Here is a 17,113-nt window from a genome sequence, read left to right as displayed (position 1 = left end):
CTTTGACTGCAGATTTGACAGGAGCTGATTACATGAATGAGATAGCGTCGTTTCAGACCTATCTGCGCGTGGAACGGCAGCTTTCGGAACAAACTGTTCAAGGATACTGCCGGGACCTGCATTCATTTTCATCCTACTGCGAGCAGCGTTGGCAGTTGACCGCCGCTGCTGTTTCGTATGTCCACATCCGAGATTATTTAACCGAACTTTACACCCGGGGGATGAGCCGTCGTTCGACAGCCAGACACTTGTCTTCCCTCCGGGCGTTTTATCGTTTCTTATTAAGGGAAGGGCTGATTGAGGAAAACCCTGTGCAGCAGCTTCACCGGCCGAAACAGGACCAGCCGCTGCCTTCCTTTTTTTATGAGAATGAAGTAACTGCGCTGCTGGAACATCTTCCGAAAGACACGTGGCTGGATAAACGTAACGCAGCTTTGTTTGAATTGCTTTACGCGACAGGCATACGTGCATCCGAGTGCACAGGACTTCAGCTCGGAGACGTTGACCTGGAGCTTGAAATGATTCTGGTAAATGGGAAGGGTGGTCGTCAACGGTATGTACCGGTCGGCTCCTTTGCGGTGGATGCGCTGCAGACATATCTGCAGGCTTCCGGAGTAAAGCGGCGGGAAGGGGAGACGTCCCTATTTTTAAATTACCGTGGGGAAAGCCTGTCTGTGCGGGGGCTTCAGAAAGCGCTGGAAACCGCAGCGTCAAAAACAGCTCCGGATATTAACGTCCATCCCCATAAGCTCAGACATACTTTTGCGACGCACCTGCTGAATGAAGGGGCGGATCTCCGGACCGTTCAGGAGCTGCTCGGTCACAAAAATCTCCGGGCCACCCAGCTGTATACCCACGTAACGAAAGATCACCTTCGTGATATATACAGGCAGTCACATCCGAGAGCCTGATAGAGAACAGGAGGAACGTATGGAAGCGATAAAAGGAACCACGATATTTGCAGTAAGACATAATGGCGCGTCTGCGATGGCGGGGGATGGTCAGGTGACCTTCGGCAATGCGGTCGTGATGAAGCATTCAGCAAAGAAGGTACGCAGGCTCTACAGAGGAAACGTAGCCGCAGGCTTTGCCGGGTCAGTTGCTGATGCATTCACGCTGTATGAGAAATTTGAAGCGAAGCTGGAAGAGTACAGCGGAAGTCTGCAGCGGGCAGCTGTCGAACTTGCCAAAGAGTGGAGAAGCGACCGGGTGCTGCGCCGTCTTGAAGCGATGCTGATCGTTATGGATAAGGATTCCATGTACCTGATTGCAGGTACCGGGGAAGTGATCGAACCAGATGACGGAATCACGGCCATCGGCTCCGGTGGAACGTATGCGTTAAGTGCCGGACGGGCGATGAAGACGTACGCCCCGCATTTGTCAGCGGCTGAAATAGCTGAAGCGAGTCTTAAAACCGCAGCTGAATTATGCGTTTATACGAATGATCACATTATTGTAGAGACGATTGAGGAGGAGTAAACATGGATACCGTACTCACCCCGAGACAAATCGTTGAACGCCTGGATGAAACAATTGTCGGTCAGCGTCAGGCGAAGCGCTCGGTCGCTATTGCGCTTCGTAACCGGTACCGGCGCAGCCGGGTGGAAGAAGCATTAAAAGAGGAAATAACACCAAAAAATATTTTGATGATCGGCCCTACCGGTGTAGGGAAGACGGAAATCGCCAGAAGGCTTGCGAAGCTGACCGGAGCTCCGTTCATCAAGGTGGAAGCGACAAAGTTTACTGAAGTAGGCTACGTCGGACGGGATGTTGAATCCATGATCAGAGACCTGGTGGAAAGCGCTGTGAGACTCGTGAAAGAAGAGCGCATGAAGCAGGTGCAGAAGCCGGCTTCCGAAGCAGCTGAAAAACGACTTGTGGAACTTCTGCATCCGCAGTCCCGTAAGAAAAAAAGTAACGGCTACCGTAACCCGCTGGAGATGTTTTTTCAGCAGGGTGGAGAAGAAGAGGAAGAGCCTGAAGAACAGGAACCACAGGATGAATCTTACCGCGAAGCACGCAAACGGGTAGAGGAAAAGTTAAAGCTCGGTGAACTTGAAGATACGGAAGTCCTGGTGGAGGTAGAAGAACAGCAGCGTGGGTTCACCGACATGTTTCAGGGCGGCGGCATGGAGCAGATGGGAATGAACATGCAGGAAATGTTCGGAAGCATGATGCCGAAGCAGAAAACAGAACGGAGACTGCCTGTCCGTGACGCCAGGCCGCTGCTGCAGGAACAGGAAGCGCAGAAGCTGATTAATATGGAAGATGTTTCTCAGGAAGCGGTGGCCCGGGCGGAACAGACCGGCATCGTGTTTATCGATGAAATGGACAAAATTACATCCGCTTCCCAGCAGTCCGCCGATGTTTCTCGTGAAGGGGTGCAGCGTGATATTCTCCCGATAATTGAAGGATCCACTGTCACGACGAAGTATGGTCCCGTCAAAACGGACTACATGCTTTTCATAGGAGCCGGTGCCTTTCATCTATCGAAGCCGTCGGATCTGATTCCGGAACTGCAGGGACGCATGCCGATCCGGGTGGAACTGGACTCTCTTGGTGAAGAAGATTTCGTCCGTATTCTGACAGAGCCTAAATTTGCGCTTCTGAAGCAGTATGAAGCTCTTCTGGCTGTCGAAGGAGTAGAGGTTCATTTTGAGGAGAATGCGGTGCGGAGCATTGCACAGACCGCAGCCGAAGTGAACCGGAACACAGAGAATATCGGGGCGCGCAGGCTTCATACCATTATGGAGCGTCTTCTCGAGGATCTGTCCTTTGAAGCTTCTGAAATCGGTATGGGAACGGTTCAGATCACGCCGCAGTATGTTGAAGAAAAGCTGGCTTCTGTAGCCAGAAACCAGGATGTCAGCCGCTATATATTATAATCATGCAATTATTTAAGGAGGAATAGGAATGGATCTATTAACAAAAACGCGTAAAATTAACGATCTTCTTCAAAAAAGTGCCGGTCAGTCCGTTAACTTTAAAGAAATGGCAGTGACGTTACGCGACGTCATCGAAGCGAATATCTTCATCGTGAGCAGAAGGGGAAAACTTCTCGGCTACTCGATTAAGCAGGAAATCGAGAACACCCGTATGAAGCAGATGCTGGAAGAGCGTCGTTTTCCAGAAGAATATACGAATGGGCTTTTTCAAATCGAAGAGACGTCGCCGAACATTGACATTAACAGTTCCTACACGGCCTTTCCGGTAGAGAATAAAGATCTTTTCGCAAACGGACTTACAACGATTGTCCCTATTCAGGGTGGAGGACAGCGCCTCGGTACACTTATCCTTGCAAGGCTGGATGAGTCTTTCGGAGATGATGACCTTCTTCTTGCCGAGTACGGTTCCACCGTTGTCGGAATGGAGATTCTTCACGAAAAGACGGAAGAAATTGAACAGGAAGCGAGAAGCAAAGCAGTTGTGCAGATGGCGATCAGTTCCTTATCCTACAGCGAGCTGGAGGCAGTGGAACACATCTTTGAAGAACTGGATGGAAGTGAAGGGCTTCTCGTGGCAAGTAAAATTGCTGACCGTGTCGGCATTACACGCTCTGTGATCGTCAATGCGCTCCGGAAACTGGAAAGTGCCGGCGTTATTGAATCCCGGTCTCTCGGTATGAAAGGGACGTATATTAAAGTGCTCAATGACAAGTTTCTCGTTGAGCTGAAAAAGCATAAAGGTTAATTAGTAGCAGTATTCAAGCAGCGGCCATTGGGAAAATGGTCGCTTTTTTTGTAAATAATCTCAGAATCTGTCGAGATTTGTTCCGAAATACCCTGCTTTATGATAAGGTGCTAAGTAGATTCATTGTTTTGTAATACTGCATGAGACTAAATTTCTAGGATGTCTCTTTTTTTTGCCGTTACCGTCCCACATTGTCATAGAATGATGTACAAAAGGGGCAGACATCACACGAAAACAGGAATTAACTAAAAAAAGCATAAGATAAAAGAGGGAGTGTGCCGTAATGAATTTGTTAAATAACGATTCCATGAATTTATTGGAAACTGCTGTTCAGGCTTCTTCCAAAAGGCAGAATACGATAGCGAACAACATTGCCAATGCCGATACGCCGGGATACAAAGCAGAACGAACGGTATTCCGTCATCAGCTGGCTGAAGCGGAAAAGCAGCTGGAGGCGCGGCAGACAGATCAGCGGCACATTCCTTTTTCGCAGAACAGCGGCTCGATGTCACCGGAAGTCAAAAAACGCATGGATACAGCTTACAACCATAACGGTAATAATGTGGATATTGACCATGAAATGTCCATGATGGCAGAAAATCAGATTTACTATAATGCTGTCGTAGAGCGACTCAGTGGAAAGTTTAATTCTGTACGAACAGCACTCGGATCCGGGAGGTAAATAAGATGAGCATGTTTCACGGAATGAATATTTCAGGATCAGCGCTGACGTCCCAGCGTTTACGAATGGATGTTACGTCAGCCAACATGGCAAATGCTGAAACGACCAGGGGAAGAATGGTTGATGGTGAGTGGGAACCCTACCGGAGAAAAATGGTACATATGGAATCACAGGGAGGAACCCGCTTCCAGCACTTTCTTCAACAAGCGCAGGAAGAAGGCGGTGGTGTTACCATTTCAGAAATTACCGAAGACGAAACACCATTTAGAGATGTTTTTCAGCCGGACCACCCGGATGCGGACGATGAAGGGTACGTGCAGCTGCCGAATGTGGATCCATTGAAAGAAATGATTAACATGATGGGCGCAACAAGGTCCTATGAAGCGAACGTTACTGCCCTGGATGCACATAAAAGCATGCTGATGCGTGCGCTGGAAATTGGGAGATAAACAATCTGAAGGGGGAATATAAATGAGTATTGAACAGACCGGGGCCATAAATTCCATGATGGGGACAGCGAATTACAGAAATAATCTGGATACATCACCTGCAGAAGCCCACCAGTCGTTTAAAACGTGGCTTAACGATGCAGTTGCTGATGTTAATAAAACGAGGAATGACTCTGATGCGATGACAAGTGCAATGGCGCGGGGGGAAAACGTTGATCTGCACGACGTTATGATCGCTTCACAGAAAAGTTCTGTAGCTTTGGAGACGACTGTGGAAGTCCGGAACAAAGTGATTGAAGCGTATCAGGAAATAATGAGAATGCAGGTATAAAAACAGCTGATCATCATATCGGCAGGAATCTGGACTTTATAAAGTGTTTTTTAGAATATTTCGTACCGCGGCATGGTGGGAGGACTCATGAAGGAACAGTTTACGAACATAACAGCGAATATAAAAAAGTTCTGGTCGTCCAGAACAAGCGGGCAGCGCAGTCTGCTTACAGCAGCGGTTATCCTGCTGGTAGTGGCTGCAGCTGCTGTTTCATGGATCGGATCAAGGACCCACTATGTGCCCCTGTACACAGATATGACAATGCAGGAGGCCGGGGAAGTAAAAGCGACGCTGGACTCGCGCGGTATCCAGAATGAAGTCAGTGCAGACGGCACGACGGTTTCTGTACCGGATACGGCAGTGGATGACTTGAAAGTTTCCCTTGCCGCAGAAGGCATTCCGCAGACGGGGCGTATCGATTACAGTACTTTCAGCGAAAATATGGGTTTTGGTACGACAGATAACGAATTTGAGCTGCTTGAACGTGCAGCGATCCAGTCCTCGATTGAAGATTTAATCCGTAATATCGACGGCATCAGTAACGCCCAGGTCATGATTACGATGCCCGAAGAAAGTCCATGGCTTTCTGAAGAGCCTGATGCTGCTACTGCCTCTGTCGTTGTCAATACGCAGGCTGGAGCGCAGCTTGACCAGCAGCAGGTACAGGCACTCTACCATCTCGTAGCGCAGAGTGTTCCAAATCTGGCAGTTGACGATGTTGTCATCTCTGATCAGTATTCCCGTCCTTTGGAATATGAAAACCGGAATAATGGCGGAAATTTAAATGCCTATGAACAGAACCGTCAAATTCAAAAAGATATCGAGCGCGATCTGCAGCGGGAACTGCAGCAGATGCTTGGAACGATGATGGGGCAGAATAAAGTTGTCGTATCTGTATCCACCGATATGGATTTCACACAGGAAAATCGACAGGAAGAGCTCGTGGAACCAGTGGATGAAGAAAACAATGAAGGCATCGCCATGAGCGTGGAAAGAATTACAGAAACGTTTGAAGGAGAAGAAGGCCTGGACGGCGGTGAGCCGGGTGCAGGGGAAGACGATATTGTCAACTTCCCTGCAGGCGGCGGTGGACAGGCAGGCGATTATGAGCGTATTGAAGAACGGATAAACAATGAAGTGAACCGAATTTCCAGAGAGATTACAGAAAGCCCGTACCAGATCCGGGATATTGGTATTCAAGTGATGGTGGAGCCGCCGGATCCGGAAGACGAAGGGTCTCTTCCTCCGGAGCGTCTGCAGGATATCGAAGCAATCATCGGCCAGGTCGTTTCCACTTCCGTCGCCGGTGAAGTAACAGCGGAATGGGATGAAGATGAACTTGCTGAACGGATCTACGTTTCCTCCATGCCGTTTCTCGGTGCGGTGGAAATGGAAGAAGAGCCTGCAGGCATCCCGCTCTGGTATTATGCGGCAGGTCTGTTCGTCCTGATCGCCGGAGCTCTTTTATTCTTCCTGCTGCGCCGGCGGAAAACCGCTGAGGCAGAAGAAGAGGAAGTATACCTTCAGGAACGAAGGGAATACGAGCTGCCATCTATTGAGGATGAGACAGTCGACACAGAGTCCAAAGCACGCAAAAGACAGCTGGAAGAGCTTGCGAAAGCCAAGCCGGATGAGTTCTCAAAACTAATCCGGACCTGGCTCTCAGATGAGTAAAAAGGAGGGACACGCCGTTGGTACAAAAGAAAAAAGAATTAACAGGAAAACAGAAAGCGGCCATCCTCCTTATTTCACTCGGACCGGATGTTTCAGCCCAGGTGTACAAGCACCTTTCTGAAGAAGAGATTGAAAAACTGACGCTGGAGATCGCCGGTGTCCGCAAGGTGGACCAGGAACAGAAAGAGGAAGTGCTTGAACAGTTTCACCAGCTGGCGGTTGCCCAGGATTACATTACACAGGGCGGTATCGGCTATGCGAAAGATGTGCTGGAAAAAGCACTTGGCGGCGAGGAAGCTTCCGCCATTATTAACCGGCTGACTTCCACGCTGCAGGTGAGACCGTTCGACTTTGCGAGAAAGACAGATTCGATGCAGATATTCAACTTTATACAAAATGAACATCCGCAGACCATCGCACTTGTTCTTTCCTACCTCGACAGCGAGCAGAGCGGCCAGATTTTATCTGCACTGCCGCAGGAGATGCAGGCGGATATTGCAAAGAGAATTGCTGTGATGGACTCCACATCTCCAGAGATTATTCACGAAGTGGAATCGATTCTGGAGAAGAAGCTGTCCTCCACAGTCACGCAGGACTTCACTGAAGCGGGCGGTATCGAATCCGTCGTCGAAGTGCTGAACAGCGTAGACCGCAGTACCGAGCGGACGATTTTAGATGCCCTGGAAATTCAGGATCCGGAACTTGCTGAAGAGATTAAGAAGCGCATGTTCGTCTTTGAAGACATTGTTACTCTCGATAACCGCTCGATTCAGCGCGTGATCCGGGATGTCGAGAATGCTGATCTTCAGCTGGCACTGAAAGTTTCCAGCGAAGAAGTGAAAGATATTGTATTCAGCAATATGTCCCAGCGGATGTCGGACACATTCAAAGAAGAAATGGAGTTTATGGGACCGGTCCGGCTCCGGGATGTAGAAGAAGCACAGACACGTATTGTCGGTGTGATCAGGCGGCTTGAAGAAGCTGGTGAAATCGTTATAGCACGCGGTGGAGGAGACGATATCATTGTCTAGACTGATTAAGTCCAGGTCAGCTGGAAACGACAGCCATCGTACGATCGGGATTAAACCACTCTTTGAACAGCAGCCGGGAGATCAGTTGATTCCGCCGGAAGAAACCCAACGAGCGCCCATTCCGCAGAAAGAAGAGCTGGAGCACCTGGAAGACAGTCTGCAGGAAGTCAAAAACCAGATTGAGCGTGAAAAGGAAGCATTTGACCAGTGGAAACTGGAACAGCAGAAGGCTGTCGAACAGGAAGCGGAAGAACGGTGGCGTACTGCAGCAGAAGAAGGATTTGAAAAAGGCTATCAGGATGCGGTGGAAGAAGCACAGCGCCAGGTGGATGCCTACTTGGTTCAGGCAGGTGGAATCGTCGAGTCAGCAAGATCCGATTACTGGAATAAAATAGACAGTGCGGAGCAGCAAATGGTGGAACTTGCTGTTAAGGCAGCCGGTCACATCATCGGAAAAGAACTGGAAGCCGATGCAGAAACCTGTACGGCTATCGTTAAAAAAGCAGTGGCTGAAGTCAGAGAGCAGGAGTACATAAAAATCTATGTACACCCTTACTGGTACGAAACGCTTCTGAAGCAGAAAGAGGAAATTCAGGCAGCAGCCATGGAGGCAGAAATTGTGATCTATCCGGACGGTTCGCTTCCGGAGAACGGCTGCGTTCTGGACACGCCGGTCGGCCGGCTGGATGCCGGACTGGATGTCCAGCTGTTTGAACTAAAGCGGCAGCTGTCCGAGCAGCTGAAGGAGGAAGGTCATGGCGGAGCTTAGTACGCTTATCCCATATGTGGACAGGGTTAAACCCTACAGGCAGTATGGCAGAGTAACAGAAGCTGTCGGACTCATGATTGAGTCCGAGGGTCCGCCGGCCTCCGTCGGCGAACTGTGCTCCATTTTCACTGCCGGCGGCAGAGAGATTCTTGCTGAAGTAGTTGGTTTCAAAGGAAATAAAGTACTCCTTATGCCTTATGACAGAGTGGAAGCTATTTCCCCCGGCAGCCTAGTCCAGTCCTGGAATAAGCCGCTTGAAGTTCCTGTCGGCATGTCGATGATCGGAACCGTAGTGGACAGCCTGGGACGTCCTTTTGAGGGCGGAATCGAGCTTGCCGGATGCCGATGGTTTTCGACAGACAATGATCCGCCGAATCCGATGTCAAGGCCCAGGATCCAGGAACCGCTTCAAGTAGGGCTGAAGGTTGTTGATGGTCTGTTTACGATAGGTAAAGGACAGCGGATAGGCATTTTTGCCGGAAGCGGTGTCGGCAAAAGTACAATGATGGCGTCGATTTCTAAACAGTCGGATGCGGACATCAACGTAATCGCACTGATTGGAGAGCGCGGACGGGAAGTGCGGGATTTTATCGAGCGTGACCTGGGCCCGGAAGGAATGAAAAATACGGTTGTCGTTGTTGCAACTTCCGATCAGCCGGCGCTGATGCGCATCAAAGGTGCCTACACGGCAACTGCTGCGGCAGAATATTTCCGTGCGCAGGGTAAAAACGTCAACCTGATGATGGATTCCGTGACCCGGGTAGCGATGGCACAGCGGGAAGTCGGACTCGCAATCGGGGAACCGCCGACAACGAAAGGGTACACCCCATCGGTTTTTGCTATGCTGCCAAGACTGCTCGAGCGGAGCGGGACGAGTGAACATGGAACGATCACTGCTTTCTACACCGTGCTGGTGGATGGTGATGACATGAATGAGCCAGTGGCCGATACGGTCCGCGGCATATTGGACGGCCACCTGGTGCTCGATCGAAAACTGGCAAACAAAGGTCATTTTCCAGCAGTGAATGTGCTGCAGAGTGTGAGCAGGCTGATGACAGAACTCGTACCGGCTGAACATGTAAAAGCTGCAGATCACCTGCGCTCGCTCCTCGCTGTGTATCAGGAGCAGGAAGATTTGATTAATATCGGCGCTTATAAAAAAGGTTCCAATCCGCAGGTGGATGAAGCGGTGCGGCGCCGCCAGGAAGTAAACGAATTTCTTATGCAGCATGCAGGTGAGACGGTTTCCTTCAGCGAAACACAGAATCAGCTGATTCAATCCTTCGGAACAGAAAGCAGGTAATCGCATGGAATTCCGTTATTCGCTTCAAAAAGTGCTCGAATTAAAAGACCGTGAGAAAAACGTCGCCGCCACTGCGTATAATGAGGCAGCAGCTTCATTTGAATCGTGTGCCACGGAACTGTATGACCATCTGCGGAAGAAAGAGGAGCTCGAGAATGGCTCGATTCCACAGAACGGCGGAACGATTTCCATTATGGAGATGCAGCAGCGTCAAAAGCAGCTTGATTTCCTGAAAGAACGTATCCAGGATCTGCAGGTAAAAACACAGAAAGCCAGGCGGGACATGACAGATAAGGAACGATTTCTTCAGATGAAAGCCGTAGATGTAAAGAAGTACGAGCGGATGAAAGTGAAAGAGCAGGAGAAAGCATCCTCCCTGGAAAAACACCTTGAGCAAAAATTTCTGGATGAAATTTCTGTTCAGCAGTATGTCAGGAAGTAGGCGGTACGAGAATGGCGAAAGAAAAGACGCAGAACCGGTTTCAAGTTTTCTTTATGATTATTGTGATTCCACTGTTATTTGCGCTGATCCTTGCCGGCGTTATGCTCTATTATCTAGGGTTTAATATACCGGACACCGTCCAGCGGGCTGTAGCCTCGCTTCCTTTTACAGAAGAACAGGAGGAGGAAGGTTCCGGCATTACAGATGAAGAATACATCGCGCAGCTGGAACATGAGGCGGAAAATGCGCAGCAGGAAGTCAGAAGGCTCGAGCAGCAGCTCGCTGATATGGAAGAGTCCCTTGCAGATGCAGAAGAAGAGCTGTTCGAGATGCAGGCGGAATCCACAGAAGAAGCGGAAGCAGAAAGTGAAGCACTGGCACAGTTTGAAGAAGCGGTCAGAACGCTGGAGCAGATGACTGCTTCCCGTGCAGCCGGGATCATCGAAGAAATGGAGGAGGCCGAAGCAGTCCGCTACCTCCGCGAAATGAACGTCGATTCCCGCTCCAATATTCTTGCCAGAGTTGAAGCAGACCTGGCCGCATCGATCATCTCCCGGATCGGTGAATGATCGGGAAATGAATATTGAAAGGAGGTGAGAAAATGAATCTCGCACAGGTAATGGCATCACAGGCAGCCCCATTAATGGAAGGAAGATCTGCAGGCAAAAAAGAAACGGATGGCAGCCAGTCCATATTTGCAGCACTTATTGAATCTTCGCAGACAGTGAGCCTTCCTTTAAATTTAGAGGAGCTTCCGGAAGAGGAGATAGAGGAATTACTCGCATCACTGCTGGAGGCACTTGAAGAACTTCTCCCTCAGACAGCGCATCTTGAAAACGGTGAACTGCCCGAAGACGCCTCTGATCTGGAAATAGAAGAAAAGCTGCACCCCGAGCTTCAAGAGCTTATTAATGAACTCCCACAAGAAATGAAGGAAGAAATTTTAGACTTCATCGCTTCAGGAATAAGCACAGTGGAAGTTTTTCAGAAAGATGTTGAAAAGGGTGAAATGAACCTCGTTCCTTTAACTGCATCCGTCATCTCACTGATTACAAGCACAGAAGATCAGGATTTTTCGGAATTAGAAGAAAACGAAGCAGTAAAGCTTCAGCTTGAAGAGCTGATGACAGCTGTAAATGAGCTGGTTAACTTCATGAAGACACAGACTTCTGAATCCGGAACTGATACGGAAGCTCTCATTCAGACACTGCAGGTAGTAGAGCGTGCTTTGCATCCTTCAGAAAAGGGAACGGAGCCGTTAAACGGCAGGGAGCAGAGAGGCGCTCAGCAGTTGACAGGGGGACCTCCGAACAGAACCAATTTGCCCGCCGAACCGGTGATGCAGAAAGCGTGGTCACCAGCCGGGAATAACAGTGCACTCAAAGAAGGAATTTCAAGGATGTTTGGATCAGATGCTCCGGTGATCAGGGAAATGCAGCCTGCACTGCCTCTGCAGCAGCAGCTGATACTGACTCAGACAGGACAGCCGCCGCAGCAGAATGTTTCGTCAGAACAGCTGTTAAAGCAGTTTGAACACCTGTTATCCAGAGCAAAAATCCACACCCTTGAAAATGGCGTTCAGAAAATGACGCTGAAGCTCCATCCTGCAAGCCTTGGCAGAATCGATATCACTCTTGTTCAGCAGTCAAATGGAGTATTAACAGCAAAAATTATGACAGCGACAGCGCAGACGAGGGAAATGCTTGACTCACAGCTTCCGAATTTAAAACAGTCACTGACACAGCAGAATATTCAGGTGGACCGTGTAGAAATCACCCAGCAGCAGGCCACACTTTTAAAAGATGCAAAAGAGGAAAGCGGTCAGCAGGAAAAACAGCAGTATAAGCAGCCTGAAGAAGAACAGGATGAAGACACCGTTTTTGATGAACTTCTAGACGCTGTCGTACAAAATACAGAAGAATCAGTGGAAGGAGAATAACGATGCCTGAAGGAATAACGTCCAATTCCCAGACGCTCTCCCTGGAAGAGTTTCAAAAACAGCAGAAAAATAATAGAGCCTCTCAGAATATGGACCGCGATGCCTTTTTAAAGCTTTTGATGACACAGCTTCAGAATCAGGATCCACTCGAACCGATGGATGATAAAGAGTTTGTGGCACAGATGGCCCAGTTTTCCAGTCTCGAACAGATGACGAACTTAAATGAGACAGTACAAAAGTTCACAGAAGAACAAAAACAGAATCAGTTTGTTTCCCACAGCGATCTGATCGGCAGACAGGTGATGTACGAAGCAGGCAGTGACGAAGAGCCTGAAATCAAAGAAAGTCTCGTAACATCTGTCGCGTTTAAAGATGGTAAAGCTGAACTCATACTTGAATCCGGCGACAGAACCTCAGTAAATAAGGTGACGTTGATCCAGGAAGGCAAAGAATGAGCATGAAAATCCAGCCGCATCACTTTCAGCCTGCACTAAAACCGCCTCAGACACAGCAGGCAGAGTCAAAGAACACGAATTCTTCGTTTAAGACACTGCTCCAGGAGAAGTCGGAGGAGTCATTAAAAATTAGCAGGCATGCCGAAAAGCGGATGGAAGAGCGGAACATTCACGTTCCTGAGAAAACGTGGGAAGCAATACAATCCAAAGTGAGTGAAGCAGAGAAAAAAGGCGTTAAAGATTCACTCGTGTTAACGTCAGAAGCAGCATTTGTCATCAGCGCGCAGAATAAAACGGTTATTACCGCGATGCACAGACAGGAAGCAGACGATCAGCTTTTTACAAATATTAACGGTGCGATCATCGTTAACTAACAGCCGGCTGGACCGAGAGGAAGCCGCAGTACAAAATCCGAATGATTTTGTACATTATGAGAGGAGAAATTAATTATGCTTAGATCTTTATATTCCGGTATCGGTGGTATGAGTAACTTCCAGAGCAAGCTTGATGTTATTGGTAACAATATTTCCAATGTGAATACACACGGCTTTAAAAAAGGGAGAAGCACATTTAATGACCTAGTAAGTCAGCAGATGCAGGGTGCCGGAGCAGCTCAGGCAGATGGACGTGGGGGAACGAATCCGCAGCAGATCGGTCTCGGAAGCGGACGCTCTACGATCGATACACTGGATACGCAGGGATCTCTTCAGTCCACAGGAAGAGACCTGGATATGGCGATTTCCGGAGACGGCTACTTCGTCGTACAGGAAGGCGCAGACGATGGCCCGATCCGCTTTACACGTGCAGGAAACTTTTATCTGGATGCCAATGGCCGGCTCGTGAATGGTGATGGAATGAGTGTCATGGGCTACCAGCCGGGCGAGGACGGAGATGACTTTGGGCAGATGTACATTCCTGCCGGAGCAAGTATAGATGATTTACAAGGAGCAGATCCAGACGGCCGCTGGGACGCAGGTGATTTTGGAGGAATCCCTGGTGATGCTGACGAGGAAGCGACTCTCCAAAGTTTTAACGTTGCACAGTCCGGAGAGATTAACGGGGTTTTCTCCAACGGCGAGACATATGTACTTGGTCTTGTAGGGATGGCTAATTTCGCCAATCCCGGCGGTCTGAATAAAGTCGGCGGTAATACGTTTGAACAAAGCGCGAACTCCGGACTTCCACAATACGGTCTTGCCGGGGAAGAGGGACGCGGGGATCTGATCGGCTCTACGCTTGAAATGTCCAACGTCGACTTGTCCGAAGAGTTTGCTGAAATGATTGTCGCCCAGCGTGCGTTCCAGGCGAACACACGGATGATCACGACATCGGATGAAATTCTTCAGGAACTGAATCAGCTGAAGCGTTAATCCTCGCAGCTGACTATACTTTCGGGATACGGCAGGAGGTCCAAAGGTCGTCCTCCTGTCCTACATAAATTAAAGGGGGGACCCGATGATTGAGGTGACAAGACTCAATCAGCGTCCATTTACGCTGAATGCTCTCTATATAGAGCAGGTGGAAGCTTTTCCGGATACGACCGTTACGTTACTGAATGGCAAAAAAATTGTGCTTCTCGACAGTGAAGCAGAGCTTCGTGAAAAAGTAACAGCCTTTTATCAGAAGATCGGCCTCGCTCTGGATAAAGAATGGCTGCAGCAGCAGAAGGAAGGAGACTGATCTGTGTTTCAAAATCGACTGGTTACAATTATGCTCATCATTTTGGCTTCACTGACGCTGATCGGCGTCGTTGTATTTATTTTATATACACAGGTATTTCAAAGTGAAGATGCAGACGCGGAACCCTCTATTGAAGAGGTGATCGAGCGTTCTGTAGAAACATCTGAAATAACAACGAACTTATATACGAATCAGGTGATCCGGGCCGTTTTCGTCATTGAAGCCGATTCGGAAGATGCAAAAGAAGAAGTAGAAATGCGCGATTTTCAAGTGAATAATATCATTATCAGCGAGCTCTCTGACATGTCAGCCCAGGATCTTCAAGGATCCGAAGGCATGAGCATGCTGGAGGAAAATATCCGTTCGAGAATGAATGAAATTATGCAGGATGGCAGTATCGTGCGGGTCTATATTAAGGATAAAGTCATTCAATAGGAAGCAGAAGGCAGGTGATATACTATGGCAGATGTATTGTCGCAGAGTGAAATAGATGCTCTGCTTTCATCCTTATCCACCGGTGAAGTGGATGCAGATGAACTGAAAAAGGAAGAAAAAGACAAACGGATCAAATCCTATGATTTTAAGCGGGCCCTTCGTTTTTCAAAAGATCAGGTGCGCTCCATCACCCGGATTCATGAAAACTTTGCCCGGCTTTTGACAACGCAGCTGTCCGCCCACCTTCGAACGTACGTGTCGCTGCAGGTTGCTTCTGTCGACCAGCTTCCTTATGAAGAATTTATCCGCTCCGTGCCGAAAATGACCATATTAAACGTTTTCGAACCATATCCGCTGGAAGGACGCCTCGTGATGGAGGTCAATCCGAATATAGCCTACTCCATGCTGGACCGGATGCTCGGCGGCCAGGGAGAGCCCTACAACAAAGTGGAAAACCTTACAGAAATCGAAACGAAAATCATGCAGCAGCTGTTTCAGAGGATGCTGGAAGTGTTTCGAGAGGCATGGCTTTCCGTGGAGGAATTTGATCCTTTAATGGAGGATCTTGAAGTAAACCCTCAGTTTCTACAGCTAGTTTCACCGAATGAAACCGTCGTAGTCATCTCCTTTTCCACCACCATCGGCGAGTCTTCAGGCATGATTAATATCTGCCTGCCACACGTTGTCATTGAGTCCATTCTTCCGAAACTGAGCGTTCATTTGTGGATGCAGGAAAAACAGCGGGAACGGGACGACAAAGAGCTGCAGTCGCTGGAGCATCACCTGCAGAAAGCTCAGGTTCCATTATCTGTCGAGCTGGGAAGATCTGCTATTACGGTGGAGGAACTGCTCCAGCTGCAGCGCGGGGATATGATAGAACTCGACCAGCTGATTGATGATTCATTGACGGCAAGAGTGGAAGAGGAAGCGAAATTTAAAGTCCAGCCCGGAAAAGTAAAGCACCACCTCGCCGTGCAGGTCACAGAGGTGATGGAGGAGGATTACCATGATGAACGATGATATGCTTAGTCAGGATGAAATTAACGAGCTGCTGAGCGGTATGGATGATGATGAGCCTGCAGAGGGCGCCTCGTCAGGGGATGAAGTGTCACTTGATGACTACTTGACTTCCATTGAGGCAGATGCACTGGGTGAAATCGGCAATATTTCATTCGGAAGCTCCGCAACGGCTCTTTCCACACTGTTGAATCAGAAAGTGGATATTACAACACCGAAAGTAGACGTTGTAAAGCGGGAAGCTCTACAGGAAGAATTCCCAAAACCCCACGTAGCCGTTTCTGTTGAATATACGGAAGGTTTTGAAGGATTGAATCTCCTCGTCATTAAAACGAAAGACGCAGCGATCATCGCTGATTTAATGATGGGTAACGATGGGACCTCTGCAGATGAAAATCTCGGCGAAATGGAATTGAGTGCGGTTCAGGAAGCCATGAACCAGATGATGGGCTCTGCTTCCACGTCAATGTCGACTATCTTTAACCAGAAGGTGGATATTTCACCACCAGGAATTAAGGTAATGGACCTGGCGGAGGACCCGGAAGGTGTGCAGATTCCGGACGATGAGGTGCTTGTGCAGATCTCCTTCGATTTGAAGATTGGTACACTGATTGATTCAAAAATTATGCAGATGTTTACTGTAAAGTTTGCGAAAGATATGGTCGATAAGCTGATGAATCCCGGAGGCGCTGAAGAAAGCAGCGCAGAAGAACCTATCCCGGATCCTGAGCCCTCCCAACAGAGTGCTGTGCAGAATGAGCCGGAAATGGAAAGACAAGCACCTGAGCCCGAGCCACAGCAGCCGTCACAGGCAGAGCGCGGACAGCAGGCTCCCCGCTCAGAACCGCAGCACATGGGAACCCAGTCACGTATGCCGGACCGCGATGTCTCTGTTCAGCCGGCTGCATTCTCAAGCTTTGATGCGCCGCAGCTGAATGACCAGGAAGCAAGAAATCTGGATATGCTGATGGAAATACCGCTGGAAGTTACGGTGGAACTCGGAAGAACGAAGCGTTCGATCAAGGAAATTCTCGAATTTTCCAAAGGCTCGATCATCGAGCTGGACAAGCTCGCCGGTGAACCGGTTGATATCCTTGTGAATCAGCGTCTGGTTGCTAAAGGGGAAGTAGTGGTTATCGATGAAAACTTCGGTGTCCGTGTAACAGATATTGTAAGTAAGGAAGAGCGGCTGAAAAACCTCCGCTGATATTGAAAA

21 protein-coding genes are annotated in these 17,113 nt (G+C 48.9%); all 21 read left to right on the top strand.

The window, feature by feature from the left end; genetic code table 11:
* Positions 1-32: 32 nt before the first annotated feature.
* The 21 genes from xerC to fliY all read left to right on the top strand — a co-directional run bounded on the left by xerC (position 33) and on the right by fliY (position 17,104).
* Positions 33-911 carry a tyrosine recombinase XerC gene (gene xerC / locus C6I21_RS10545; RefSeq protein ID WP_105959439.1) on the top strand — a complete coding sequence of 293 codons (879 nt, stop codon included), beginning with the start codon at positions 33-35 and terminating at the stop codon, positions 909-911.
* 19 nt (positions 912-930) lie between these two features.
* The gene (hslV, locus tag C6I21_RS10540; RefSeq protein WP_105959438.1) at positions 931-1,479 is read left to right on the top strand and encodes an ATP-dependent protease subunit HslV; all 549 of its coding nucleotides are present in this window, start codon (positions 931-933) and stop codon (positions 1,477-1,479) included.
* 2 nt (positions 1,480-1,481) lie between these two features.
* Complete coding sequence (hslU, locus tag C6I21_RS10535) at positions 1,482-2,885, top strand: ATP-dependent protease ATPase subunit HslU (RefSeq protein ID WP_105959437.1); 1,404 nt, start codon at positions 1,482-1,484, stop codon at positions 2,883-2,885.
* A 28-nt stretch (positions 2,886-2,913) separates the two neighbouring features.
* A complete protein-coding gene (codY, locus tag C6I21_RS10530; protein ID WP_105959436.1) occupies positions 2,914-3,690 on the top strand; it encodes a GTP-sensing pleiotropic transcriptional regulator CodY in 777 nt (258 codons plus the stop codon).
* Positions 3,691-3,973: 283 nt separating this feature from the next.
* On the top strand, positions 3,974-4,372 hold the full coding sequence (flgB, locus tag C6I21_RS10525) for a flagellar basal body rod protein FlgB (RefSeq protein WP_105959435.1): 399 nt from the start codon (positions 3,974-3,976) through the stop codon (positions 4,370-4,372).
* Positions 4,373-4,383: 11 nt separating this feature from the next.
* The gene (flgC, locus tag C6I21_RS10520) at positions 4,384-4,821 is read left to right on the top strand and encodes a flagellar basal body rod protein FlgC (protein ID WP_105959527.1); all 438 of its coding nucleotides are present in this window, start codon (positions 4,384-4,386) and stop codon (positions 4,819-4,821) included.
* 55 nt (positions 4,822-4,876) lie between these two features.
* Positions 4,877-5,152: a flagellar hook-basal body complex protein FliE gene (fliE, locus tag C6I21_RS10515; RefSeq protein WP_245411610.1), complete on the top strand. Its 276-nt coding sequence runs from the start codon at positions 4,877-4,879 to the stop codon at positions 5,150-5,152.
* Between the two features lie 87 nt (positions 5,153-5,239).
* The gene (gene fliF / locus C6I21_RS10510) at positions 5,240-6,826 is read left to right on the top strand and encodes a flagellar basal-body MS-ring/collar protein FliF (RefSeq protein ID WP_105959433.1); all 1,587 of its coding nucleotides are present in this window, start codon (positions 5,240-5,242) and stop codon (positions 6,824-6,826) included.
* Positions 6,827-6,843: 17 nt separating this feature from the next.
* On the top strand, positions 6,844-7,857 hold the full coding sequence (gene fliG, locus C6I21_RS10505; RefSeq protein WP_105959432.1) for a flagellar motor switch protein FliG: 1,014 nt from the start codon (positions 6,844-6,846) through the stop codon (positions 7,855-7,857).
* Complete coding sequence (gene fliH, locus C6I21_RS10500) at positions 7,850-8,626, top strand: flagellar assembly protein FliH (RefSeq protein WP_181186211.1); 777 nt, start codon at positions 7,850-7,852, stop codon at positions 8,624-8,626. The genes fliG and fliH overlap by 8 nt, the downstream gene beginning before the upstream one ends.
* Positions 8,613-9,929, top strand: a complete 1,317-nt coding sequence (gene fliI, locus C6I21_RS10495; protein ID WP_105959430.1) for a flagellar protein export ATPase FliI — start codon at positions 8,613-8,615, stop codon at positions 9,927-9,929. The genes fliH and fliI overlap by 14 nt, the downstream gene beginning before the upstream one ends.
* Positions 9,930-9,933: 4 nt before the next feature.
* A complete protein-coding gene (gene fliJ, locus C6I21_RS10490; RefSeq protein WP_105959429.1) occupies positions 9,934-10,371 on the top strand; it encodes a flagellar export protein FliJ in 438 nt (145 codons plus the stop codon).
* 11 nt (positions 10,372-10,382) lie between these two features.
* Positions 10,383-10,940 (top strand): magnesium transporter MgtE N-terminal domain-containing protein, encoded by a 558-nt coding sequence (locus C6I21_RS10485; RefSeq protein ID WP_105959428.1) that lies wholly within the window; start codon positions 10,383-10,385, stop codon positions 10,938-10,940.
* Between the two features lie 32 nt (positions 10,941-10,972).
* The gene (locus C6I21_RS10480; RefSeq protein ID WP_105959427.1) at positions 10,973-12,310 is read left to right on the top strand and encodes a flagellar hook-length control protein FliK; all 1,338 of its coding nucleotides are present in this window, start codon (positions 10,973-10,975) and stop codon (positions 12,308-12,310) included.
* A gap of 2 nt (positions 12,311-12,312) precedes the next feature.
* A complete protein-coding gene (gene flgD / locus C6I21_RS10475) occupies positions 12,313-12,765 on the top strand; it encodes a flagellar hook assembly protein FlgD (RefSeq protein WP_105959426.1) in 453 nt (150 codons plus the stop codon).
* Complete coding sequence (locus tag C6I21_RS10470; RefSeq protein ID WP_105959425.1) at positions 12,762-13,139, top strand: TIGR02530 family flagellar biosynthesis protein; 378 nt, start codon at positions 12,762-12,764, stop codon at positions 13,137-13,139. Before flgD ends, C6I21_RS10470 begins: the two co-directional genes overlap by 4 nt.
* A 75-nt stretch (positions 13,140-13,214) precedes the next feature.
* A complete protein-coding gene (locus tag C6I21_RS10465; RefSeq protein ID WP_105959424.1) occupies positions 13,215-14,135 on the top strand; it encodes a flagellar hook-basal body complex protein in 921 nt (306 codons plus the stop codon).
* Positions 14,136-14,220: 85 nt separating this feature from the next.
* Positions 14,221-14,445 carry a flagellar FlbD family protein gene (locus tag C6I21_RS10460; RefSeq protein ID WP_105959423.1) on the top strand — a complete coding sequence of 75 codons (225 nt, stop codon included), beginning with the start codon at positions 14,221-14,223 and terminating at the stop codon, positions 14,443-14,445.
* A 3-nt stretch (positions 14,446-14,448) separates the two neighbouring features.
* Positions 14,449-14,880: a flagellar basal body-associated protein FliL gene (fliL, locus tag C6I21_RS10455; RefSeq protein ID WP_105959422.1), complete on the top strand. Its 432-nt coding sequence runs from the start codon at positions 14,449-14,451 to the stop codon at positions 14,878-14,880.
* A gap of 24 nt (positions 14,881-14,904) precedes the next feature.
* A complete protein-coding gene (gene fliM, locus C6I21_RS10450) occupies positions 14,905-15,900 on the top strand; it encodes a flagellar motor switch protein FliM (protein ID WP_105959421.1) in 996 nt (331 codons plus the stop codon).
* Entirely contained in the window at positions 15,887-17,104 is a 1,218-nt protein-coding gene (gene fliY / locus C6I21_RS10445) for a flagellar motor switch phosphatase FliY (protein ID WP_105959420.1), read from the top strand. The genes fliM and fliY overlap by 14 nt, the downstream gene beginning before the upstream one ends.
* The last annotated feature ends 9 nt before the right edge of the window (positions 17,105-17,113 follow it).

The organism is Alkalicoccus urumqiensis (genome assembly GCF_002993335.1).
Classification (GTDB): Bacteria; Bacillota; Bacilli; order Bacillales; family Salisediminibacteriaceae; genus Alkalicoccus; species Alkalicoccus urumqiensis.
This window is presented reverse-complemented; position numbering and strand designations above follow the sequence as displayed.